Here is a 21,820-nt window from a genome sequence, read left to right on the forward strand (position 1 = left end):
CGCTCTCGGTGCATAACTATGGTAAATTGCACTCCATTCCGATGGTTTGATAGTTGAAACGTTGCTCTAATGTCGAAAATTTGGTCAAAAGATGAGACTCTCTGGAGTTTCGCTCTCTACGGCACGGCCGTGGGCGCAGGAACGCTGTTCCTGCCCATTCAGCTGGGCTCCGCAGGCGCAATTGTCCTGTTTATTACCGCCCTCGTGGCCTACCCCTTAACCTACTGGCCGCACAGAGCGCTGGCGCAATTTATTCTGTCGTCGAAAACGAAAGGCAACGAGGGGATCACCGGCGCCGTCTCGCACTATTACGGCAGGAAGATTGGCAACCTGATCACCACGCTCTATTTCATCGCCTTCTTTGTGGTGGTGCAGATTTATGCGGTGGCCATCACCAACTCGTTAACCGAGCAGCTGGCGAAACACCTGACGGTCGATACCGCCGTTCGCGTGCTGGTCAGCCTGGGCGTGGTGCTGGTCCTGAATCTGATCTTCCTGATGGGACGGCATATCACGATAAAAGTGATGGGCTTCCTGGTGTTTCCGCTGATTGCCTATTTCCTGTTTGTCTCGCTCTATCTGATCGGCAGCTGGCAGCCCTCGCTGCTGACCAGCCAGATGGCCGTCGATCGCCACACGCTGCACCAGGTCTGGATTTCGATTCCGGTGATGGTATTTGCGTTCAGCCATACCCCGATTATCTCCACGTTTGCCGTTGACCGTCGCGAGAAGTTTGCCGATGGCGCCATGGATAAATGTAAGAAGATCATGAAGGTGGCGTACCTGATTATCTGCCTGAGCGTGCTGTTCTTTGTCTTCAGCTGCCTGCTCTCTATTTCGCCGTCGTACATTGTGGCCGCCAAAGAGCAAGGGGTGACTATCCTGTCCGCGCTGTCGATGATGCCTTCTTCACCGGCGTGGCTGGGCATCTCCGGGATTGTCGTGGCGATAATTGCGATGTCGAAATCGTTCCTCGGCACCTATTTTGGGGTGATTGAAGGGGCGACGGAGATCGTGAAGTCGTCGCTCAGTCAGGTGGGGGTGAAAAAGAGCCGCGCCTTTAACCGCGCGATTTCCATTATGGGGGTGTCGTTAATCACCTTTGCCGTCTGCTGCATTAACCCGAACGCCATTTCGATGATTTACGCCATCAGCGGCCCGCTTATCGCCATGATCCTGTTTATCATGCCGACGCTGTCGACGTATCTAATCCCCTCTCTGAAACAGTACCGTTCCATTGGCAACCTGCTGACGCTGATCGTCGGGGTGCTGTGCGTGTCGGTGATGTTTGTCGGCTAACGCCCTGCATGCCCGGCGTTCTGCCGGGCATGCCCCTCAGTCTCGCCCAGCTGATTCCAGCGGAAAAGGCCTGTCCTGCACCACCGTTTTCATGACAAGCGTAGAGCGAAGGTGCTGCACGCCGGGCATGGCGGAGAGCTTCTCGTCATAGAGCTTCTGGAAAGCGGAAAGGTCGCGGGTCACGACGTGCATCAGATAATCGGGATCGCCAAACAGACGCTGCGCCAGCACGATCTGCGGGATCTCCTCCACCGCCTCTTCAAACGCGCTAACCGCCTTTCGGTCCCCCTCTTTCAGCGTCGCAAAGACGATTGCCAGGAAGTTAAACCCCATTTTGGCGGGATCCAGGCTGGCACGGTATCCCGTTATGGCCCCGCTTTGCTCCAGCGCCCGCACGCGACGATGGCAGGGCGAGAGGCTCAGATTGACCCGCTCAGCCAGCTCGGTAAGCGACAGGCGTCCATCAGACTGGAGCGCCGCAAGAATTTTTCGATCGATGCTGTCCATTTGGAAGATTTTCTCAATTTCACCGTGTTATGAGCATAACATTGAAAGCCTATTTCGCAGGGTTAACGATATTCTTTTTCGCAACGTTTAACCCACTGCGGGAGTTTTCAGAACGATGGAAATGAGTATTGTGGCCGGCTTTTGGGTGGTTTCGTTTCTGCTCATCATGACGCCAGGCGCCGACTGGGCCTACGCCATTAGCGCCGGGATTAACGGGCGACGCGTGGTACCGGCGGTGATGGGGCTGATGTCCGGACATCTGTTAGCCACTCTGATTGTGGTGGCTGGCGTGGGGGTCGTGATTGCTCAACATCCGCTGGCGTTGACCGGGCTGACCCTCGCGGGGGCCGCGTATCTTCTGTGGCTCGGTATCGGACTGTTGCGTCACCCTGCCGCCCCGGAAAAGGCGAGCTACCACGCGGGAAACTGGCGACAGTGGGCGGTGAAAGGGCTCTGTATTAGCGGCCTAAACCCGAAAGTGTTTTTGCTGTTCCTGGCCCTGCTCCCGCAGTTTACAGACCCGACCGGGAGCTGGTCGTTAGCAATGCAAATGTCCACGCTTGGGATGATGCACCTTATCACCTGTACGCTGGTCTATCTGCTGGTGGGGTATGGTTCGAAAGCGGTGCTGGCGACCCGGCCACAGGCGGCGCGTCTGGTAAGCATGGCATCTGGAGGGATAATGGTGCTGATCGCGATGGTATTGCTGCTTGAGCAGGTAAGATAAAAAAACACCGGCCATCGCCGGTGTTATTTACGCCCGAATATCGTCATATTCCCGCGTTTTATCAAACTCATGCTTCGCGAACGGGCACAGCGGGATAATTTTACGGTTCTCACCGCGCATCTTCTCCACCACTTTCGCCACCAGCTGTTTACCGACGCCCTGCCCTTTCAGGCTCTCATCCACGTCGGTGTGCTCGATAATGCTCAGGTGCTCGCCGGTCGGTACGAAGACAATCTCCGCGACCTGATTGCCGTTCGCATCATTCACGTAAAACTTGTTATGGCCTTCCAGAATTTCCATGGTTCCTCGCTTATTTTTGGCGATACTTCAGCGCACCGCTCGGGCAGGTATCAATCACGCGGACAACCGTTTCAACGTCCACTTCATCGGGAATGATCCACGGTTTACGTTTGAGATTAAACAGCTTTGCGCTGCCACGCACGCAGTTACCGGAGTGTTTGCAGATCCCGGTGTTGAAGTAAACGTCAATTTTCTCGCCGGTATAGGCCCGGTAACCCGCATCCAGTAGCTCTTTATCCATGACATTGCCTCTGTAATTATTATCGTGCTGAATGAAGAATAGCCTGACGGGATCCTGCTGGCTATAACGCCGAAAACGAAAAGCCAGGTCACAACTCTTTTCTTGCCAGATTGCGTCCGCTATTTGCCCATGTCAGGCTCGGCAAATGTCACTTTTACATAACATCCGCAGGTTGAATGAAACGCAGACTCTCTTTTCAGGTAAAGCTATTTTTAGCGCTGGTGTGCTTCTCCTGCCTGCTGTTAGTTCTGCTGGGAACGATCCTGTTTCATTTTATTGACCGGCAGCTCCATCACGATCTCGGCCAGCGCGCCCGGGTTCAGGCCAGCCAGATCGCGCTGATGCCGGGTCTGGCGGCCATGGTCGCGGCCAGAGATATCCCCGGCATCGCCCGGTTAATTCAGCCGCTGCGCGCCGAAAGCGATGCCAGCTATATTGTGATTGGCGATACCGAGGAACAGCACCTCTATCATTCGGAATCCCCGGAGCGTATTAATTTACCGATGATCGGCGGGGATAATGCGGAGGTGTTAAAGGGTAAAACCATTATTTCCGTGCGTCAGGGTGGGATTGGCGTGTCGCTACGCAGCAAAGCCCCCATCTTCAATGCGCAGCATCAGGTGATCGGTATTGTCTCGGTCGGCTATCTGACCTCCTATATTGCCAATATTAACGCCCGTATTCTCTGGCAGTCCGGGCTGTACGGCGCGGCTCTTCTGCTGCTGCTGTTTATGTTCTCCTGGCTGTTTACCCGCAATCTCAAAAAACAGATGTTCCGACTGGAGCCGAAAGATATCGCTCAGCTGGTTTTGCAGCAGCGCGCGCTATTAGAAGCCATGTATGAGGGGGTATTTGCCGTCAATGAAGAGAAGCAGCTGATCTTAATTAACCGCGCCGCACGAGAAATGCTGGATATTCGGCAAAGTGAGAAAGACCTTATCGGTAAACCGCTGGAAGACGTTCTGCAGACGTCGCCGGGCTTTTTATCCCAGCGCTACGCCTCGGTCAGCGCTGGCAGCCACGACCAGATTGCGGTGCTGAACCAGCGCGAGGTGATCGTCAACCGCGTGGCGATTGAGGTCGAACCGGGCGTTGAAAGCGGCTGGGTCTACAGCTTTCGCGACAAAAATGACATCAACACCCTCAGCAGCCAGCTCAGTCAGATCAAGCGCTATGCGGATAACCTGCGCATTATGCGCCACGAGCAGCTGAACTGGACCGCCACGCTGGTGGGCTTGCTGCAGATGAAACACTATGACGAGGCGATTCGTTACATTCAGGTGCAGTCCGAAGGCGCGCAGCGGGTGCTGGACTTTGTCTCCGCCCGTTTTTCCTCTCCCGCGCTATGTGGGCTGCTGTTAGGAAAATACGTCAGCGCGCGCGAAAAAGGCATCGAGCTGCTGTTTGATCCCGCCTGCCAGCTCACCCGCATGCCCGCCACGCTCAACGAAACGGAGCTGATGTCGGTTATTGGAAATCTGCTGGACAACGCGGTGGACGCAACCCTTAAAGCACCGGTCCCCGCGCCGGTAGAGCTTTACATTTCAGACCGTAACCAGGAGCTGCTGATCGAGGTGGCCGACCGGGGCTGCGGGGTGGAGGATGCGATGAAGCCGCACATTTTCCGCCAGGGATTCAGCAGCAAGCCGGACAGCGAAAACGACATTGTGGGCACCGAGCACGGTATTGGCCTGTATCTGGTGGCAGGATATATCGACAAGGCTGGCGGCACTATTGAGATTGCCGACAACACGCCACAAGGGACTATTTTTTCTGTGTTTATTCCGAATGGGCAAAAGCATGACCCGAGCACTTGATGTTGTGATCGTTGAAGATGAGCCGCACCTGGCGGAGCTGCATCGCGAGTATATCGAGCAGAATTTTCATTTGCGCGTGGTGGGCATCGCCGCGTCGATTGAGCAGGCATGCAGCCTGATTCGTCAGCATCAGCCGCGGCTTATCCTGCTGGACAACTATCTCCCGGACGGTAAAGGCGTGGAGCTCATCGATAACCCGCTGCTGAAAAGCTATGAGTGTTCGGTGATCTTCATCACCGCCGCCAGCGATATGCAGACCTGCAGCCACGCCATGCGCAGCGGCGCGTTTGACTACCTCATCAAGCCCGTCTTTTTCCAGCGCCTGCACGCCTCGCTGGAGCGGTTTATGCGCTTCATCCACACCGTACAGCAGGTAAAGGTGGTCGACCAGCATGCGCTGGATCGCCTGTTTCATCTGCCCGCCGCGGAAGCCTCCGTTACGCCGTCCACAAAGGGCATTGAACCCCAGACGCTGGAGCGGATAAAACGCCTGTTCGCCGAGCATCCCGACAGCGCGATGTCGGTTGAAGAGGTGGTGGAAAACGTGGGGATCAGCAAAACCACGGGGCGTCGCTACCTCGAATACTGCGTGGAGAGTGGGTTAATCAGCATCGAAATGCTGTATGGCAATATTGGTCATCCTCGCCGGTTATACCGCAAAGCCCCCGATAAACCGTAATCCAGAACCGTTCGTAAGCTAACGTTCGCGGATTTTATGGTGTTAATTGCTGAAACGACGGCGACAATCACACTTCGGAATCATTGCCCTCGCTTCCCTATTGTCGGAGGCGCGCTTTACGCTATGTTGACAATTAGTTCCTCAAATGTAACTAAAAGGTTAACTATAATGTCGAACACGTTCCGAATTTCTCTGCTTACCGCTACCGTACTGTTCTCTGCTTCTGCACTGTCTGCCCTGCCGCAGGGTTATCCTGCTGAGTATCAAAAAGTGGTTGATGCCGCCACGAAAGAGGGCAAGGTTGTTATTTACTCCACCACCGACATCAAAGCTGCCGGACCGCTGATCCAGGGCTTCGAAAAAACCTATCCAGGCATTAAAGTCGAATACAACGACATGAACAGCACCGAGCTGTACAACCGTTTCATCAGCGAACAGGCCTCCGGCGGCGTGAGCGGCGACGTGGTCTGGAGCTCCTCGATGGACACCGGCCTGAAGCTCGCCACCGACTACGCCATGGAGTATAAATCGCCGGAGCAAAGCCAGCTGCCGAAATGGGCGGTCTGGAAGGATAAGGCATACGGCACTACCTATGAGCCGGTGGTCTTTATCTACAACAAGCGTCTGATCCCGGCCGGCGACGTGCCGGACTCTCACGCCGCACTGGCGAAGCTGATTGCCAGCCAGACGGACAAATTCAAGAACAAAGTCACCACCTACGACATCGAAAAATCGGGTCTGGGCTTTATGCTTTCGGTGCAGGATCACAACGCCGATCCTAACTACTTCAAGACCCTGGCCGACGTCGCCAAAGGAGGCCTGTCGGTGCAGTCGTCTACCGGCACCATGATGGAGCGCGTCTCCTCCGGTGAAAACCTGATCGGCTTCAACATCCTCGGTTCCTACGCGGAAGCGCGCGCGAAGAACGATCCGTCGCTCGGCATTGCCTATCCAAAAGATTACACCCTGGTGCTGTCGCGCGTATCGTTCATCAGCCAGCAATCGCAAAACAGCAACGCCGCGAAGCTGTGGCTGGACTACGTGCTGTCTGAACAAGGGCAAAACATTCTGGCCAGTCAGGCGGACATCCCCTCCATTCGTAACGATATCGAAGGCAAGAATGATATCGACGGCCTGACCAAAATCCTCGGCAACGCGCTGAAGCCAATTCCGGTTGATGAAACGCTGCTGGAATACCTGCAGCCGAAAAAACGCCTGGAGTACATCAAAGAGTGGCGTACCGCCGCCGGTAAATAAGCGTCTGAGTGCGGCGCAGGCCGCCGCGCTCCCTTATCGACTGAGTTCGTTTTTCTGGGCTGCAACACCAGGGATACCCCATGAATACACTACGCAGAAAGTGGCAAAGCCTGCCGCGAGGCATCGTCGTGCTGATAACCGCCCTGGTTATCTACACGCCGCTGTCGTTTATCGTGATACAGAGCTTCCTGTCCGCCCCGTTCTTTTCGCCGTCAAAAGAGTGGAGCTTTGAATCATTTGAATTTATTTTCACCGACCCTGATTTTTATAAGGCCCTGAAAAGCGGCTTTATTCTTGCTTTCGGGCTGGTCTTTATCTCCATTCCGCTGGGTGGCGTGCTGGCGTTTCTGATGGTACGCACCGACCTGCCCGGTCGCCGGTTGATTGAGCCGCTGATCCTGGTCCCGATTTTCGTTTCACCGATGGTGCTGGGCTTTGGCTACGTGGTGGCTGCCGGTCCGGTAGGCTTTCTCTCCCAGTGGGCTCAGGCGCTGATTGGCTTTGTGCCGTGGAATATCTACGACATGTCGAGCATTGTGGTCATCGCCGGCCTGACGCACGTCCCGCACGCCTATCTGTATATCTCGTCAGCGCTGCGCAGCGTGGGCTCCGATGTGGAAGAAGCCGCGCGCACAGCGGGCGCGTCGCCCTGGCAGGTGATGACCTCCGTCAGCCTGCCGATGGTGCGCCCATCCATTCTGTACGCCACCGTGCTGCTGTTCTTCCTCGGGCTGGAAGTGTTCGGCCTGATGCTGGTCCTCGGCGACCCAGAAGGCAACATGGTGCTGGCGACCTATCTCTATAAGCTGACGAACAAGATGGGCACCCCATCCTATAACCTGATGGCGGCGGTTGCCGTGGTGCTGATCTGCATCACCATCCCGCTGGTGATGCTCCAGCGTCGCCTGATGCGCACCGCCAACCGCTTCGTCACCATGAAGGGCAAGGCCTCGCAGGCCCGCGCGCTGCCGCTGGGTAAATGGCGCTGGGTGGCTGGCGCGGTGATTGCCTTCTGGCTCACCGTCACCATCGGCGTTCCGCTGCTCGGCGTGGTATTGCGTGCGTTTATCTCCAACTGGGGCGTGGGCGTTTCGCTGTGGGACGAGCTTTCTCTGAACACCTTCCGCACCATCTGGGCGCAGCCCAACCTGCTGCGCGCCATCGTCAACTCCATGGCGATTGGCGTGATTGGCGGCGCGCTGGCCGTGGTGTGCTACCTGTTTGTCGGCATTGCCATGCACCGTAAGCCGGACAACACCACGCGTTTCCTGGACTATAGCGTGCTGGTGCCGCGCGCCGTGCCTGGCCTGCTGGCGGGTCTGGCATTCCTGTGGGTGTTCCTGTTCCTGCCGATGTGGCTGGATAACTCGCTGAAATCCGGCTGGCTTTCCGGGTTTTCCTGGACCGACTGGATGCGTGAAAACGTCATCGTCTGGCTGCGTTCGCTGCGCAGCACCATTTTCAGCGTCTGGCTGGCCTATACCGTGGTGTGGATGGCTTACGGGCTGAGGCTTATCTCTTCCACGCTGCTGCAGGTAGGGCCGGAGCTTGAAGAGGCGGCGCGCAGTACCGGGGCGACGCGCGGGCAGATCACCCGCCACGTCACCATACCGCTCTCCCGCTACGGTCTGATCGGTTCGTGGCTGCTGATGTTCCTGATCTTTGAGCGCGAATATTCAACGGGTGTGTACCTGCTTTCACCCGGCACGGAAACCATCGGATCGATGCTGGTTTCCCTCTGGGCCGCGGGTGCCATTGATATCGTGGCGGCGCTCTCTTTCATTAACATCCTGCTGGTCGTGGTAGGTCTGGGCATTGCCCTTCGTTTCGGAGTGAAAATACATGATTGAATTAGCGGTTGACGATTTGCACTTAACCTACGGCGACAATCCTGTTTTAAAAGGTGTCTCCATGAACCTGAAGCGCGGCGAAGTGGTCTCCCTGTTAGGCCCCTCCGGCAGCGGCAAAACCACCCTGCTCCGCGCCGTCGCGGGTCTGGAAAAACCGACCCAGGGGTCGATTGTGATTGGCAACAATAAAGTTTACGACGGCACGCCGCGCAGCGAGGTCCCGGCGGAAGAGCGTAACCTGGGGCTGGTATTCCAGTCCTATGCTCTGTGGCCGCACAAAACCGTGTTTGAGAACGTGGCCTATCCGCTCAAGCTGCGCAAAGTCCCGGCCAAAGAGATCCAGCAGCGCGTGCAGGACGTGCTGGACCAGCTTGGCCTGGGCCATCTTGGCAAACGTCACCCGCACCAGCTCTCCGGTGGGCAGCAGCAGCGCGTGGCGATCGGCCGTGCGCTGGTGTACAACCCGCCAGTAATTTTGCTGGACGAGCCGCTTTCCAACCTCGACGCCAAGCTGCGCGAAGAGGCCCGCGTGTTCCTGCGCGAGCTGATTATCAAGCTCGGGCTATCGGCACTGATGGTGACGCACGACCAGAACGAAGCGATGTCCATATCCGACCGCATCCTGCTGCTCAACAACGGCAAAATTGAGCAACAGGGCACGCCGCAGGAGATGTACGGCTCGCCGAAAACGCTGTTTACCGCCGAGTTTATGGGCAGCAACAACCGCCTGCACGGCAAGGTCACCGAAGTGCGCGACGGCAGAGCGCGTATCGAAGGGAAAGGCTGGGTGCTGTGGGGTCAGGCCGGTGAAGGGGTGCAGAGCGGTGATGAAGCCACGGCGGTGATCCGCGTCGAGCGCGTGGCGGTAGTCGAGGGGCCAGGGGAAAATCAGCTTGAGCTGCCGCTGCTCACCAGCATGTATCTCGGCGACCGCTGGGAATACCTGTTCCGCACGGTGGGAGATGATTTTGTCATTCGTGCGTATGGGCATGAGGTTCGGGATCCGCAGCACTGCCATCTTTCGCTGCCTGAGAAGCATGTTTGGGTGTTTCCGAAAGGGTGATGAGTCAATAATTAATCTGCCATGGCCCGGTAGCGATTCGCTTACCGGGTCTACAAAACAAAGAAATGCGCAGATGCCAGGATAGATGGCGCTAGCCATTATTGTTAAGGCATTCTGACTAAAATAGCCACCTGACACTTTTTTCCGTCCGTACGTATAACGGTTTAAGACTCCATATCAAAATATTATTACAGAGCATATAAAGAAAATTTATGCGCCATATCCAGCATTTTTGAAAACTAATTGAACATGCTCCGTCAGTCCAACAAGATCTTCATAGGCGATTTGGCCAAAATCAGGATAATGGTTTTCAATATACTCGTTAACATCTTCCATACCTTCACTCGCTCTGAGATTTTTAACAAATGTAGGCAAAATACGATGATTAACACCAGTACCATACTCTTTCGGATGATGGGTCATACACCACTCAACTTTACCTTTATATGATTGAATCGCATCTTCCAGTAAGGTGATAACTTCTGGAACCTCTTTTTCAAAACGAAAACTGGTATAAGGAGGGCACTTAGAGCGATCAATTTTTTCAAAATGATCATTTATCCATTCATCTTCAATACGGCTCTGATAATGTAACCACTCCAGTTTTCCAAGAGAACCAATGAAGTCCAACAAGATTGTTTCTTTCTTACCTATCGGAAACATTATTTTAACCCCTGTAATTCATCAGAGATCGTAACACTTCCCTGATTTATAGATTTGATATGTTTTTCCCAATCTCCTTTAGGAATCAGTTTTAAGGACACTCTTGGATCGTAAACATACTGACCATCGGTATAAACCTGATGGAAAGCTTGTTCATGTACAATTTTTCCATTTTCATACACATTTAAGTTGTACGGAGTCGTCGGCCTTGCTTCAATAATTTTCCCGTGCCCGCCAGCTGCATCGAGAAGCTTAGGTGCGATATCTGAGCAATCCGTACAATCTGTATTGCCTATCCAGGCAATAAACTTAGGTTCGTTCATTTTTTCAATAACACTCTGATTGGCTGGATAACCGGGATTTTCAGGGCGAACATTTTCAAGGCCGGGGATCTTCTCGTTCTGATAGAAAAGATCATCCAGTGAAGGAGAATCCGGAACAGGCGTAGTTGTCGTCCAGCCATTATTGTTTGACGCTCCATCACCGTTGGCATTACCAGTATGATTTATCCCTCCGGTTGCTACACTATTATTCCCTGTGTTGGAGGGCGTATTTCCGGTTACAGTCTGGTCTCCACCAGTATTTGATGGTCCCGGGTTGATGACCTGCGTACCACCAGTACTGGTGATTGTCTTACCTGTCAGGGACTCATAGGCCGCTTTCTGAGCATCATTTAACTGACTGAGCTGGGAAGGATCATTGAGCGAGGCCACATAGATCAGATGCAACTGCTCATCTTGTGACAATGTATCCATTGCTGATGTGGATGCACCAATCCCCAGTAAAGCACCCAGACCACTGGCAACCAAGCGATCACGGCAAGCAGAAATTTTCAGACATCCCTGTGCAGCCAGTTTACCGCCCTGTATAACGACACCCAGCGAGTTATTCTCAACCTCCACCTTCGCCGTTTCTGACGCCGTCGCCGCCATGGAAACACTGCCATCCGTCACCGCTGCGCCCGCCAGACCACCCGCGATACTCACGAGGCTACTGACCAGCCGTTTTTCCTCTGGCGTCAGGTCACTGGATTTTTTATCTCCATACAGCGCACTCACCAGATGGTCGGTCATCGCCGAGGCCGTAATGGCTCCAATGGCACCGGCCTTCAGGCCATCCGCAGTGCTCCCGCCACTCAGTTGCGTCAGCGCCGCAGCCACAATACCGTGCAGCGCGGCACGGGCTGTCGGGTCTTTCTGCTCCTTGACCAGGGTCGCCAGCAGAGGGGCCGCCCCTGCTGCCGCGCCTGCCTTCAGGTTACCGCCAAGCGCACCTGCCAGTAATCCCGCCGCTGCGCTGCCCTTCGTCCAGAAGGCACTCCCCGGACCGTACTCGGTATTCTGATATCCGGGCTGCGTCTTCAGGAATGCTTCCTGCTCCTGCGGCGTATCGCCCTGCAGTTTTCCTTCAGATGCCAGCTTCGCGCCCAGCGCCGCATTGGATTCCCGCGCTTTCTGCTCCGCATACTTACCGTAAGCATCCAGCGCAGAGGTGGCCAGCGCCGCGCCTTCGCTCTGGACCGCCAGGTTATCCCTGACCTTCTGCACATCACCGTTCACGTCCACGCCGTGGTGGGCGTCAGCCGTATCACGGCTCAGGTCAGCAATATCCTGTTTCTGTCCCGCCGGGTTGCGAATGACAATGCTACCGCCACTCACCGCTGATGAGGTCGTGCCGGTGTGGCTCTCTTCTGACTGGCCCGTACCGATGGCAGGAGCCAGGTTGCGGTTTTCACCGTTTCCGCTGCCGGAAAGCGCCACCGTGTAGCCGTTGCCGCTGGTCTGGCTCTCGTTGTGGAGATTACTGAAACCCAGCGTACCCGTGTCGAGGCTATTTTTATCTGCAGACGCCGTGGATGCAATCACCGCGCCGTCAAGCTGGGTATGATTTCCGGTGGTGACAGCAAAGCGCCCTTGCCTGCGAATATCCCGCTCTGTTCAACAACGCTCTTACCATTCTGGGTGATATTCTCACCCGATGCACTGACGCTACGGGCATCTGGTGAAGCGCAGGATGGATTGGTGGGTTGGCTGTTTACATTGTTGTGGGCAATGGGTACGAAACAGTGGCGGCCTGGCTCGGTGAATATCACCAGGTGATGGCAGACTTTCAGCCCGTTGTGTTAACGTCGCCGTAGTAGCCCTGTGTCTGCTGGCGAATACAAAAATGTGCTTTTATGACATTTGATGAGCTGGTAACTTCAAAGGCCTGAAACCTGAAATTGTGTGGTGAGCAGCCAAACTCATCCAAAATCCTTGAACAAGAGAACTCACTTCAAATCCTCCCGAATGCTTTCCTTTTGTTGATGAAATAGCTGTTGTGTACCCCGCTTCGCATCAACACTCCGAAAAGCAATACCTGACAATTCCAGTCAAGTACTTATAATGAACCGTTATGTTAAATAGACCAAAAAACGAACAGCGAAATGCTCTATTGTGGCAAGTTTTCCCTGTTGTGATGGCCTATGGGATGAAGTAGTCAAATGCATTGTTGGGAGTGTCGGCTGTAGGATATTTTGTGAACATTCTGGTTTTTTGCGGAGGGTCTGGGCTGGTGGTCTAGCAGATCACCAACAGTTCCGAGCCTGATTATTTTAAGCACCAGAGACGAATACTCAATCGTGTGTTTTTCTCATAGTTACCAGTAACATGAATCCACATACTCAAAATCATGTTGAAGAAATCAGCACTCGATCAAATTTTGAATTTTTTTTCTTAATTATTGACATGTCTTCCAGGCCTTACGGTACGAGGACTTAGCCTTTTTTACCCTTTCACAGCTTTAACTTAACGTCAAAATAAACCCTTGTGCACAAAAGAATCATCTCTAAAATATCGACTATGTGGGGCCGCTATTGATTGACCACCCCCACATGTAGTGCTGCGCCTGAATTTTAGGTGTAAAAAACCGGATTCATTTGCATGAACCCGGCTTACAAAGCATGACCAATACGAGTCGCCAAACTCGTACGAATCTTAGCCTTGCCTTCATTTTTCACGGCTTGATTGTGCCAGGCAAAGAGGATCATGTAAACCATAAAATGACGCTCATAAGGAGCATTGCATGACTATTTGTAAACAATCACACCGTTACAATACTCTTTTCATCAGCTTACCTCACGATCAAGGTGGTGAAGGTCGCCATAAATGTTGCGGCTGCGCTTACGATCAGGGTTACCGTGCAGGCTTGGCTCGCACAGGGCAAGTTTGGGTAGACTTAGCCGCCTTACCTGATAGCCAAGCGGGAACCGTTCGTCACAAAAGTCCTCAAGCAGCGTTCGCTGATGGTTATCGTGATGGTGTGCGTGAATCTTACCGTCACGCTGGTTAATGTTGACGAAGGGGCTTCATGCCCCTTCCTTTTTACGGAATAGACCGCCCCAAGTTTTTGTAAGATTGACTTTTTCGGTTTGAGATCTCCCCCATTCATAACGCCTTATTTGCTCTTATCCATTCCCTCCGTAAAATGTTACTTTTGTTAACATCCTAAGGCCTCCCATGAAAAAAGCTCTCATAATCGCGCTTTCGTTATTCTCCTTACCTGTACTCGCAGAAGAAGATCAGGGGCCTGGAAAATATATTTGTGACATTCGCATATCCAGCCAAGGCACAGCTACCAAAATTCTGTCGAGAGCCTCGACTGTTCTTGATAATGAAAATAACTTCATCGTCCAAATGCCCAATGGTGATCAGTTGTATTCCCCTGAACTGGAAAACACTGATGATGGATTAAAACAAAAAGCCGAAAAAGGTGGCGTGACCTTCATTCGCCGTCCAACCTTTGGCGATAGGTTCATTGTGGAAGATGCAAATACAGGGTTCTTCTATAAGATGCGCAACTGTGAGAAGAAATGAGGTAAGTCAGAGAATGAAAAAAATAGTATTGGCTGTACTGTGTCTTCTCCCTATTCTCGCTTTTGCTAACGGATATAAAGTCGTAACGAAAGATGGTGGCAGGTCTTTGTGAATCGCCACGGGTTTAACAGACACCTCAGAGCCATTTAAGATGACTTAAAGAGAAATGCCCATGAGCGGTAAGCGTTATCCTGAAGAGTTTAAAATTGAAGCAGTCAAACAGGTTGTTGATCTTGGTCATTTTGTTTCCAGCGTTGCAACACGTCTTGATATCACCACCCACAGCCTTTACGCCTGGATAAAGAAGTACGGTCCGGATTCTTCCATTAATAAAGAACAGTCAGATGCTCAGGCCGAGGTCCGCCGTCTCCAGAAAGAGCTGAAGCGGATTAAGGACGAACGGGACATATTAAAAAAAGCCGCGACGTACTTCGCAAAGCAGTCCGACTGAGGTATGCCTTTATCCGCGACAACAGCCGTTGCGGGCCTGTTCGTTTGCCCTGTCGGGTTCTGAATGTCCATCCGAGTGGTTTTATTTCTGGCTTCAGCAGCCACATTCACAGCGTCACCAGACAGACCAGATGCTGACCGGGCAGATCAAACAGTCCTCGCTTGAGTCTGGCTGCGTCTATGGTTATCGCAAGATCCATCTCGATCTTCGTGATATCGGACAGCAGTGTGGAGTGAACCAGGTCCGGCGACTGATGAAGCGTGCCGAAATAAAAGCTCAGGTTGGGTACCATAGCCCACACGCGCACGTAAAGACGAAGCCAGCATCGTGACACCCAACAGGCTCCAGCGGCAGTTCAATCCGGCCTCACCGGATGAACGTTGGGCGACGGACGTAACCTACATCCGAACCCACGAAGGCTGGCTGTATCTGGCCGTGGAGGTTGACCTGTTCTCCCGAAAAGTTATCGGCTGGTCAATGCAACCCCGCATGACAAAAGAGATTGTTCTGAACGCATTACTTATGGCGGAGTGGAGGCGTAATCCTCAAGAGCAGGTACTGGTTCACTTTGATCAGGGCAGTCAGTACACGAGCCATGAGTGGCAGTCGTTCCTGAAATCACACGGTCTGGAAGGCAGCATGAGTCGTCGCGGTAACTGCCACGACAACGCGGTTGCGGAAAGCTTTTTCCAGCTACTGAAACGCGAACGGATTAAGAAAAGGATCTACGGAACGAGAGACGAAGCCAGAAGCGATATTTTTGATTACATCGAAATGTTTTATAACAGTAAGCGTCGGCATGGTTCGAGCGAGCAGATGCCACCGGCTGAATATGAAAACCTATATTATCAACGGCTCAGAAGTGTCTAGATTATCCGTGGCGATTCACACAACGCAAGGCAGAGCAAGCCGATATACCAGTGAAGACGGATTTCATCTTTAGCAAGGGCGATCTCCGTAGCAAAGGCAACGCCGTAACCCGTAACACGGTATTCACTGAATTTGGGAAGATGGGACGTAGAGCCGGATTCTCTAACGTGGGCTGCCATACGCCGCGAAAAAGTCGGGGGCGAATCCTATTCGAAAATGGAGTGGCTATTGAAACTATCGCCCATTTCCTGGGACAGACAGATCCGCGCTCAACCATGTATTACATCGGGTACGGTCAGGATGTGCAGGACGATTTAACAGAGGAGTTTTCTTTAGAATGGTGATCGATATGAAACACTTGATTGTGCTGATAGTGGCGCTATTACCAGCCCTGGCGAATGCCGGACAGATAACCCTGATTCTCAGTGATGAAGAGGAGACAGGCAACGCGAAGATTTGCGTATACAGTAACGCCAATTATACGGAGATAGTGACGATCAGACCGTCGCAGTAATGCCGCTACACAATGACCTTTGAGGAGGAGTAACCCCCTTTACTGGTTGCTACGAAACATAATTTCGCTTAAGTCTAACACTTGTTGCTCATGTGGTCATTGCTTGTAAAATAGCCACTGAAATTATTTCCATAGCAAGTAGAGGGACTTATGAAGCAATACACCAATGAACTCACCGCCGAAATGCTGGCAGCATTTGACCAGTCACCATTCACAGCTGAACAGCTCGCGGAAATGAACGAAGAAGCCCGTAATCTGATCGCTGAAAGAAACGCCTACAACCTCGCTCACCCAGTTACAGCCGCTTATCTGATTGCTACAGAGGGTAGCTTAACCCGCAACGGGGGAGCGGTTATTAGTGAATACAACGGGCAGCAGATCGAAATTGAAGACGGAACACGCCTAAATGTATCTCTTGTGGGTGATGAAGTTCGTTATCCAGATGGAACCACCGCGAAAATCAGCACTGAAGTAGGCTATACCTCTGGTAACTCCGCCGCTCTTGTCGGTAGCTTACTCGACAACGGCGACGAAATTATCAGTAGCCCACAGAATGCCGGAAGAAGAGTAGTCCGAGCAGGGGAATCGTTGCCAGAAAACTTTCTGAAATAAGGTGGTCACTATGGCATCGGTTAACAGGGGTTGCACGGTTCACGGTAAGAACGTTGGTCTGCACGGAGATAAAACCTCTACAGGCGCACAATGTATTGCCGCCCGCCCCGGTATGTCTGTTATGGGCTTGTGGAAACTCTACATCGGCGATAAGACCACTCCTTGCCCGAAATGCGGGAAAGTGGGGGTAATTGTGAGCGGAGATCCTCGCTGCTCCAATAGCGCCGCAGTCGCCGTGGATGGTGCGGAAATCCTCTGCGGTTGTCCACAGGGTACTAATTTTCTTATCGCGCCTGGCACAGTTGAGGTTAATATCCCTTCCTGGGCTATAGCGCCTGGAGAGCCAGTGCAGCACGCACAGGTAGCGAAGAAGCAAAACAGCTTTGCTGGCACCTGCAAGCCAGAAGATAACCAGCTATTGAACGGCGTTTACATCTGGACAGAAATCACCGATGCAGGACACGCTTTCGTTTCGGTGCATGAAAATAACTCGATCTACGTTTACACCTACGGGCGCTTTGGTCGAAGAGGACCAGCTAACTTTACAGGCGATGGAATACTTAACTTCTTTACCGGTGACGATGCTCGTAGCTACTACCGTGAAGAACTTTACAAAGTTAATGCTCGGGTATTCAAAATTGATGATGCATCCATAGTGGAGACACGTTCATTGTTTGAAAACCTTTGGAACTCAGGAGCAAAGCCAATCCCTACTGAGAAAATGGGTGAAAGAACCAAACGCAGGGGAAGAGTAATTGACGTCTATGATCTTACTGGTAGCAACTGTACAACTCACACTGTTCAGGTAATTCGTAAATCTGGCTCAAACATTTTCGAAACAAGCTACACATCGACTACAACGCAATTACCGATTGAAGGCGTGGAAGATTTTGCAGTGCCTTTATCTCTGCAAAATTATCTTATGCGCAAGAGCAGCAGCCTAAACTCAATGCAAGTAACTGAAGTTACCAATGAATTTAAAGAGCAGTATCCAAACATAGATAATTACACTCTTGGTGAAGAAAATGCTATGGAGAAAAACCTTGCTGCGGGAGCCTCTACATTAGGTTCGGCTTCTGGTTATTCTGGCGGTACGGTTGGTGGATTCTTGGGTGGTTCATATGACCTTGACGAGTAGAACAAAATGTTTCATCCGATGGGGGAGCATAATCACGATCTCTTTCCTCTACATAGCATCCATTTTGGTCAATGTATTAGATTATGGGATAACGAGAAAATACACTGACATACTCAATGAAAAAACGATCACTATTGAAGCCTGTAATGCTGTGGTGGCTGATTTTGAACAGTATTACGACAGACTAATTGATGTTTCTCTCTTCGGTTACATCATTTCTACCGTGTTGATCCTGATCATCTTCAAGAAAGTGAGATGACCGTCAAAGGCTGGAGAAATCCAGCCTTTCCCCTTCTCCCTGATTTTAGACAATACAAGCCTAATGCCCGTTGGTGGTAAGACAACGCGCGGAGCCGTCAGGCGACAACATCAGGGTATGTCAGACAGTGAAGTTTATCAGGATGACCATGTACCCGAAGGAGCGAGGCCGAACCGCTGGCAGAGCTTGCATGTGGTGTGCAAGTACCGTGACCACCATAAAACCTGTTTATTCCCTGCAACGTCATCGCGACGTGTAGCATGTGGGAGCATCGGCAAAAAATGCGCTTCACTGTAAGGTTATGAGAATCAATGCCCGGATCAGGCTTTGCCTTCACGTTGTGCTATCGCGGTGTGAGGTTGGAACTGCCGCCGCCGAATAGTTATACTCTCATTTCCATAGTAACTATCCGTGACAACTAACAGTGTAATCCCCGTTGGTACTTCGTCGTTCAATGGTAGAACGATCACAGACAACTTATGTTATGTAAGTTGTTGATAGCGAAACACATTAAGCCAGTAGCTGGCGGTGTTTTGCAACAAGGGGAGAGATCTGGAGCGGGCGAAGGGAATCGAACCCTCGTATAGAGCTTGGGAAGCTCTCGTTCTACCATTGAACTACGCCCGCTTTGAGGTGCGTATGGCATTATAGACCTTACGCACCTTCATACAAGCCTCTTCACAACTAAACGGCGATTAAATAATCACTTAGCACTTCGGCTTACTGCCGGGCGCAGGCAGATAGCGCTGCGGATCGATGGCCGTCGCCTTATAGCGGATCTGGAAATGCAGCTTCACTGAATCCGTACCGGTGCTGCCCATGGTGGCAATCTTCTGCCCTGCTTTGACGTTCTGCCCGTTGTTGACCAGCATCGTGTCGTTGTGAGCATAGGCCGTGATGTAGTCTTCACCATGTTTAATCATGATCAGGTTACCGTAGCCGCGCAGCTGGTTACCGACGTAAACCACCTTCCCGGCGCCGGAGGCATAAACCGGCGTACCGCGCGCAGCGGCGATATCAATACCCTTGTTGCCACCTTCCGAGAGTGAGTAAGGGGCGACCACTTTACCGCTGGCAGGCCAAATCCAGCAGCGCTGTCCAACCGGCGGCCATGACGATTGCGGCACCTGATAGGACGGCGTCACTTTGGCGGTTTTGCCTTTCGAAGAGGATTTTTTGCCCGAGGACGATCCGCCGCTAACCTTCAGCTGCTGCCCCACCTCGATGGTGTAAGGCGGCGAGAGGTTATTCAGCCGCGCCAGATCCTTCACGCTGGTGCCCGTTGCGCGCGAAATCCGGTACAGGGTGTCCCCGCGCTTAACGGTGTAGACCGAACCGGAATAGCTTCCCGTATCCGAAGATTTGCTCCCTGAACAGCCCGCCAGTAATAGCGTCAGCGTCAGGCAAAAAATAGCGGTAAGGGGTTTTCTCGTCAGGCTTCCTGCAAACAAAACAGATCCTCGGTCAGCGTGAATGGCGCACTATGATAACAGCCAAAACGAATAAGGGTCATGCCCTTTTCCGCTCTACGAGCCAAACCGTTCGTATAAGAATGCAGTATAATGCTTCGGCTGATGGTGCTGAACCACTCGGCATTTTGGCACTGGAGCATCAATGAGTATTCAAGAACACGTTATTTTGGTAAACGACCAGGGAATGGTGATTGGCACTCAGGAAAAATATGCCGCTCACACGTTACATACCCCGCTGCATCTGGCGTTCTCTTCCTGGCTTTTTAACGCAAAAGGGGAATGTCTGATCACCCGACGCGCCTTAAGCAAAAAAGCCTGGCCCGGCGTCTGGACCAACTCCGTTTGCGGCCACCCGCAGTCGGGCGAAGAGACAGTCCAGGCGATAATCCGCCGCTGCCGCTTTGAAGTGGGCGCTGAACTGACCGATATCACCGCCGTCGCCCCTGAATTTCGCTATCGGGAAACCGACCCGTCCGGGATCGTGGAAAATGAAATTTGCCCGGTATTCGCCGCCCGCATCACCAATGACGTGACGATAAACGAAGATGAAGTGATGGACTATCAGTGGGTTGAGCTGGAGGCGTTATTCCGCGCGCTGGACGCGACGCCCTGGGCCTTTAGCCCGTGGATGGTCATGGAAGCGACGACCGCCCGCGAAGAACTTAAAGCCTTCGCGGCGCAATAAAAAAGCCCCTTTCGGGGCTTTTTTTACATCTTAACGTCTTACTTCACCGGGCGCATCGCCGGGAACAGGATCACGTCGCGGATGGTGTGGCTGTTGGTGAACAGCATAACCATACGGTCGATACCAATGCCCAGACCCGCCGTTGGTGGCAGACCGTGTTCCAGCGCGGTCACGTAGTCTTCGTCGAAGAACATCGCTTCGTCGTCGCCTGCCGCTTTCGCGTCAACCTGGTCCTGGAAGCGCTGAGCCTGGTCTTCCGCATCGTTCAGCTCGCTGAAGCCGTTACCGATTTCACGGCCGCCGATGAAGAATTCGAAGCGGTCAGTGATTTCCGGGTTCTGGTCATTACGACGCGCCAGAGGAGAGACTTCCGCCGGGTATTCGGTGATAAAGGTCGGCTGAATCAGGTGCGCTTCGGCCACTTCTTCGAAGATCTCGGTCACGATACGGCCCAGACCCCAGCTCTTCTCAACCTTGATACCGATGCTTTCCGCGATCGCTTTCGCAGAATCGAAGTTATCCAGATCCGCCATGTTGGTTTCCGGACGGTACTTCTTGATCGCTTCGCGCATGGTCAGTTTTTCGAACGGCTTGCCGAAGTCGAAGACTTCTTCACCGTAAGGGACCTGCGTGGTGCCCAGAATATCCTGCGCAAGGGTACGGAACAGAGATTCAGTCAGCTCGATCAGATCTTTGTAATCCGCATACGCCATGTAGAGTTCCATCATGGTGAACTCTGGGTTATGACGAACGGAGATACCTTCGTTACGGAAGTTACGGTTGATCTCGAACACGCGGTCAAAACCACCAACCACCAGACGCTTCAGGTACAGTTCCGGCGCGATACGCAGGTACATGTCCAGGTCCAGGGCGTTGTGATGGGTGATGAACGGACGCGCAGACGCGCCGCCAGGGATCACCTGCATCATCGGGGTTTCCACTTCCATAAAGTCGCGGTTGACCATGAACTGGCGGATACCGGCCATGATCTGGGAGCGAATTTTAAAGGTCTTGCGGGATTCATCGTTAGAGATGAGATCCAGGTAGCGCTGACGGTAGCGCGCTTCCTGATCCTGCAGGCCGTGGAATTTGTCCGGCAGCGGGCGCAGGGCTTTGGTCAACAGACGCAGCTCGGTGCAGTGGATAGAAAGTTCACCGGTTTTGGTTTTGAACAGTTTACCTTTTGCGCCCAGGATATCTCCCAGGTCCCACTTCTTGAACTGCTCGTTGTAGATGCCTTCCGGAAGATCGTCACGGGAAACGTACAGCTGAATGCGGCCGCCAACGTCCTGCAGGGTCACGAAGGAGGCTTTACCCATGATACGACGGGTCATCATGCGGCCTGCAACGGCCACTTCAACGTTCAGCGCTTCCAGCTCTTCGTTCTCTTTCGCGTCGAAGTCAGCGTGCAGTTGGTCTGAGGTGTGGTCACGACGAAAATCGTTCGGGAACGGCACGCCCTGCTCGCGCAGCGCTGCCAGCTTCTCGCGGCGGGTTTTCAGTTCGTTGTTAAGATCGACTACCGCGTCAGCGCCCTGTGCTTGTTGTTCAGACATGTTGGT

General features: G+C 52.9%; 20 protein-coding genes, 1 tRNA gene and 2 pseudogenes. 15 read left to right on the top strand and 8 right to left on the bottom strand.

What is annotated here, in order from left to right; genetic code table 11:
- Positions 1 to 69 precede the first annotated feature (69 nt).
- Complete coding sequence (locus PUP35_RS17845) at positions 70 to 1,299, top strand: amino acid permease (RefSeq protein WP_274240700.1); 1,230 nt, start codon at positions 70 to 72, stop codon at positions 1,297 to 1,299.
- A 36-nt stretch (positions 1,300 to 1,335) separates the two neighbouring features.
- Here PUP35_RS17845 and PUP35_RS17850 read toward each other — a convergent pair whose 3' ends face one another.
- Positions 1,336 to 1,806, bottom strand: coding sequence for an Lrp/AsnC family transcriptional regulator (locus PUP35_RS17850; RefSeq protein WP_274240701.1), 471 nt, complete (start codon positions 1,804 to 1,806; stop codon positions 1,336 to 1,338).
- 115 nt (positions 1,807 to 1,921) lie between these two features.
- Here PUP35_RS17850 and PUP35_RS17855 point away from each other — a divergent pair, with 115 nt between their 5' ends.
- Entirely contained in the window at positions 1,922 to 2,533 is a 612-nt protein-coding gene (locus PUP35_RS17855) for a LysE family translocator (RefSeq protein WP_274240703.1), read from the top strand.
- A gap of 27 nt (positions 2,534 to 2,560) precedes the next feature.
- Here the strand turns inward: PUP35_RS17855 and PUP35_RS17860 are convergent, their stop codons facing one another.
- The gene (locus PUP35_RS17860) at positions 2,561 to 2,833 is read right to left on the bottom strand and encodes a GNAT family N-acetyltransferase (RefSeq protein WP_032664303.1); all 273 of its coding nucleotides are present in this window, start codon (positions 2,831 to 2,833) and stop codon (positions 2,561 to 2,563) included.
- A 10-nt stretch (positions 2,834 to 2,843) separates the two neighbouring features.
- Positions 2,844 to 3,074, bottom strand: a complete 231-nt coding sequence (yjdI, locus tag PUP35_RS17865; RefSeq protein WP_008499689.1) for a 4Fe-4S mono-cluster protein YjdI — start codon at positions 3,072 to 3,074, stop codon at positions 2,844 to 2,846.
- 176 nt (positions 3,075 to 3,250) lie between these two features.
- On the opposite strand from yjdI, the gene PUP35_RS17870 reads away from it, so the two are divergent.
- The 5 genes from PUP35_RS17870 (at position 3,251) to PUP35_RS17890 (ending at position 9,740) form a co-directional block, all read left to right on the top strand.
- Positions 3,251 to 4,891: an ATP-binding protein gene (locus PUP35_RS17870; protein WP_274240707.1), complete on the top strand. Its 1,641-nt coding sequence runs from the start codon at positions 3,251 to 3,253 to the stop codon at positions 4,889 to 4,891.
- Positions 4,875 to 5,570, top strand: a complete 696-nt coding sequence (locus tag PUP35_RS17875) for a response regulator (RefSeq protein ID WP_023294489.1) — start codon at positions 4,875 to 4,877, stop codon at positions 5,568 to 5,570. The genes PUP35_RS17870 and PUP35_RS17875 overlap by 17 nt, the downstream gene beginning before the upstream one ends.
- Positions 5,571 to 5,738: 168 nt before the next feature.
- Positions 5,739 to 6,827: an ABC transporter substrate-binding protein gene (locus PUP35_RS17880; RefSeq protein WP_271369248.1), complete on the top strand. Its 1,089-nt coding sequence runs from the start codon at positions 5,739 to 5,741 to the stop codon at positions 6,825 to 6,827.
- 80 nt (positions 6,828 to 6,907) lie between these two features.
- On the top strand, positions 6,908 to 8,677 hold the full coding sequence (locus PUP35_RS17885; RefSeq protein ID WP_274240710.1) for an ABC transporter permease: 1,770 nt from the start codon (positions 6,908 to 6,910) through the stop codon (positions 8,675 to 8,677).
- Positions 8,670 to 9,740 carry an ABC transporter ATP-binding protein gene (locus tag PUP35_RS17890; protein ID WP_023326018.1) on the top strand — a complete coding sequence of 357 codons (1,071 nt, stop codon included), beginning with the start codon at positions 8,670 to 8,672 and terminating at the stop codon, positions 9,738 to 9,740. The genes PUP35_RS17885 and PUP35_RS17890 overlap by 8 nt, the downstream gene beginning before the upstream one ends.
- A 210-nt stretch (positions 9,741 to 9,950) precedes the next feature.
- Here the strand turns inward: PUP35_RS17890 and PUP35_RS17895 are convergent, their stop codons facing one another.
- A complete protein-coding gene (locus PUP35_RS17895) occupies positions 9,951 to 10,403 on the bottom strand; it encodes a hypothetical protein (protein WP_115876221.1) in 453 nt (150 codons plus the stop codon).
- Positions 10,403 to 12,268, bottom strand: a complete 1,866-nt coding sequence (locus PUP35_RS17900; RefSeq protein ID WP_274240715.1) for a VENN motif pre-toxin domain-containing protein — start codon at positions 12,266 to 12,268, stop codon at positions 10,403 to 10,405. The genes PUP35_RS17895 and PUP35_RS17900 overlap by 1 nt, the downstream gene beginning before the upstream one ends.
- 1,198 nt (positions 12,269 to 13,466) lie before the next feature.
- Between PUP35_RS17900 and PUP35_RS17905 the strand changes: the two genes are divergently transcribed.
- The 7 genes and pseudogenes from PUP35_RS17905 (at position 13,467) to PUP35_RS17935 (ending at position 17,842) form a co-directional block, all read left to right on the top strand.
- Positions 13,467 to 13,733, top strand: a complete 267-nt coding sequence (locus PUP35_RS17905; RefSeq protein WP_061354404.1) for a hypothetical protein — start codon at positions 13,467 to 13,469, stop codon at positions 13,731 to 13,733.
- Positions 13,734 to 13,900: 167 nt separating this feature from the next.
- Positions 13,901 to 14,257, top strand: coding sequence for a hypothetical protein (locus tag PUP35_RS17910; RefSeq protein WP_115876222.1), 357 nt, complete (start codon positions 13,901 to 13,903; stop codon positions 14,255 to 14,257).
- Positions 14,258 to 14,429: 172 nt separating this feature from the next.
- Positions 14,430 to 15,578: pseudogene (locus PUP35_RS17915) on the top strand (IS3 family transposase).
- Positions 15,579 to 15,598: 20 nt separating this feature from the next.
- Positions 15,599 to 15,922 (top strand): annotated as a pseudogene (locus tag PUP35_RS17920) (tyrosine-type recombinase/integrase); the annotation flags it as partial.
- Entirely contained in the window at positions 15,916 to 16,092 is a 177-nt protein-coding gene (locus tag PUP35_RS17925; protein ID WP_274240722.1) for a hypothetical protein, read from the top strand. The pseudogene PUP35_RS17920 and the gene PUP35_RS17925, both read left to right, overlap by 7 nt.
- A 150-nt stretch (positions 16,093 to 16,242) precedes the next feature.
- On the top strand, positions 16,243 to 16,704 hold the full coding sequence (locus PUP35_RS17930; RefSeq protein WP_181899770.1) for a hypothetical protein: 462 nt from the start codon (positions 16,243 to 16,245) through the stop codon (positions 16,702 to 16,704).
- A 10-nt stretch (positions 16,705 to 16,714) separates the two neighbouring features.
- A complete protein-coding gene (locus PUP35_RS17935) occupies positions 16,715 to 17,842 on the top strand; it encodes a PAAR domain-containing protein (RefSeq protein WP_115876223.1) in 1,128 nt (375 codons plus the stop codon).
- 812 nt (positions 17,843 to 18,654) lie between these two features.
- On the opposite strand, the gene PUP35_RS17940 is transcribed toward PUP35_RS17935, so the two are convergent.
- A tRNA-Gly gene (locus PUP35_RS17940) sits at positions 18,655 to 18,728 on the bottom strand.
- A gap of 80 nt (positions 18,729 to 18,808) precedes the next feature.
- Positions 18,809 to 19,552 (bottom strand): amidase activator ActS, encoded by a 744-nt coding sequence (gene actS / locus PUP35_RS17945; RefSeq protein WP_023294504.1) that lies wholly within the window; start codon positions 19,550 to 19,552, stop codon positions 18,809 to 18,811.
- Between the two features lie 163 nt (positions 19,553 to 19,715).
- Here actS and idi point away from each other — a divergent pair, with 163 nt between their 5' ends.
- Positions 19,716 to 20,258, top strand: a complete 543-nt coding sequence (idi, locus tag PUP35_RS17950; protein WP_133295107.1) for an isopentenyl-diphosphate Delta-isomerase — start codon at positions 19,716 to 19,718, stop codon at positions 20,256 to 20,258.
- A 38-nt stretch (positions 20,259 to 20,296) separates the two neighbouring features.
- Here idi and lysS read toward each other — a convergent pair whose 3' ends face one another.
- A complete protein-coding gene (gene lysS, locus PUP35_RS17955; RefSeq protein WP_021242046.1) occupies positions 20,297 to 21,814 on the bottom strand; it encodes a lysine--tRNA ligase in 1,518 nt (505 codons plus the stop codon).
- Positions 21,815 to 21,820 lie beyond the last annotated feature (6 nt).

This window comes from Enterobacter sp. S-33 (assembly GCF_028735835.1).
In the GTDB taxonomy this organism is placed as follows: domain Bacteria; phylum Pseudomonadota; class Gammaproteobacteria; order Enterobacterales; family Enterobacteriaceae; genus Enterobacter; species Enterobacter vonholyi.

What these genes read in the sequence shown, in the direction of transcription:
- PUP35_RS17890 (WP_023326018.1), top strand. Translation starts at nt 8,670, where the DNA reads ATGATTGAATTAGCGGTTGACGATTTGCACTTAACCTACGGCGACAAT.
- PUP35_RS17850 (WP_274240701.1), bottom strand. Translation starts at nt 1,806, where the DNA reads ATGGACAGCATCGATCGAAAAATTCTTGCGGCGCTCCAGTCTGATGGA.
- PUP35_RS17925 (WP_274240722.1), top strand. Translation starts at nt 15,916, where the DNA reads ATGGTGATCGATATGAAACACTTGATTGTGCTGATAGTGGCGCTATTA.
- PUP35_RS17895 (WP_115876221.1), bottom strand. Translation starts at nt 10,403, where the DNA reads ATGTTTCCGATAGGTAAGAAAGAAACAATCTTGTTGGACTTCATTGGT.
- PUP35_RS17845 (WP_274240700.1), top strand. Translation starts at nt 70, where the DNA reads ATGTCGAAAATTTGGTCAAAAGATGAGACTCTCTGGAGTTTCGCTCTC.
- PUP35_RS17860 (WP_032664303.1), bottom strand. Translation starts at nt 2,833, where the DNA reads ATGGAAATTCTGGAAGGCCATAACAAGTTTTACGTGAATGATGCGAAC.
- lysS (WP_021242046.1), bottom strand. Translation starts at nt 21,814, where the DNA reads ATGTCTGAACAACAAGCACAGGGCGCTGACGCGGTAGTCGATCTTAAC.
- PUP35_RS17885 (WP_274240710.1), top strand. Translation starts at nt 6,908, where the DNA reads ATGAATACACTACGCAGAAAGTGGCAAAGCCTGCCGCGAGGCATCGTC.
- PUP35_RS17855 (WP_274240703.1), top strand. Translation starts at nt 1,922, where the DNA reads ATGGAAATGAGTATTGTGGCCGGCTTTTGGGTGGTTTCGTTTCTGCTC.
- PUP35_RS17935 (WP_115876223.1), top strand. Translation starts at nt 16,715, where the DNA reads ATGGCATCGGTTAACAGGGGTTGCACGGTTCACGGTAAGAACGTTGGT.
- PUP35_RS17875 (WP_023294489.1), top strand. Translation starts at nt 4,875, where the DNA reads ATGACCCGAGCACTTGATGTTGTGATCGTTGAAGATGAGCCGCACCTG.
- idi (WP_133295107.1), top strand. Translation starts at nt 19,716, where the DNA reads ATGAGTATTCAAGAACACGTTATTTTGGTAAACGACCAGGGAATGGTG.
- PUP35_RS17870 (WP_274240707.1), top strand. Translation starts at nt 3,251, where the DNA reads ATGAAACGCAGACTCTCTTTTCAGGTAAAGCTATTTTTAGCGCTGGTG.
- PUP35_RS17905 (WP_061354404.1), top strand. Translation starts at nt 13,467, where the DNA reads ATGACTATTTGTAAACAATCACACCGTTACAATACTCTTTTCATCAGC.
- yjdI (WP_008499689.1), bottom strand. Translation starts at nt 3,074, where the DNA reads ATGGATAAAGAGCTACTGGATGCGGGTTACCGGGCCTATACCGGCGAG.
- PUP35_RS17930 (WP_181899770.1), top strand. Translation starts at nt 16,243, where the DNA reads ATGAAGCAATACACCAATGAACTCACCGCCGAAATGCTGGCAGCATTT.
- PUP35_RS17910 (WP_115876222.1), top strand. Translation starts at nt 13,901, where the DNA reads ATGAAAAAAGCTCTCATAATCGCGCTTTCGTTATTCTCCTTACCTGTA.
- PUP35_RS17880 (WP_271369248.1), top strand. Translation starts at nt 5,739, where the DNA reads ATGTCGAACACGTTCCGAATTTCTCTGCTTACCGCTACCGTACTGTTC.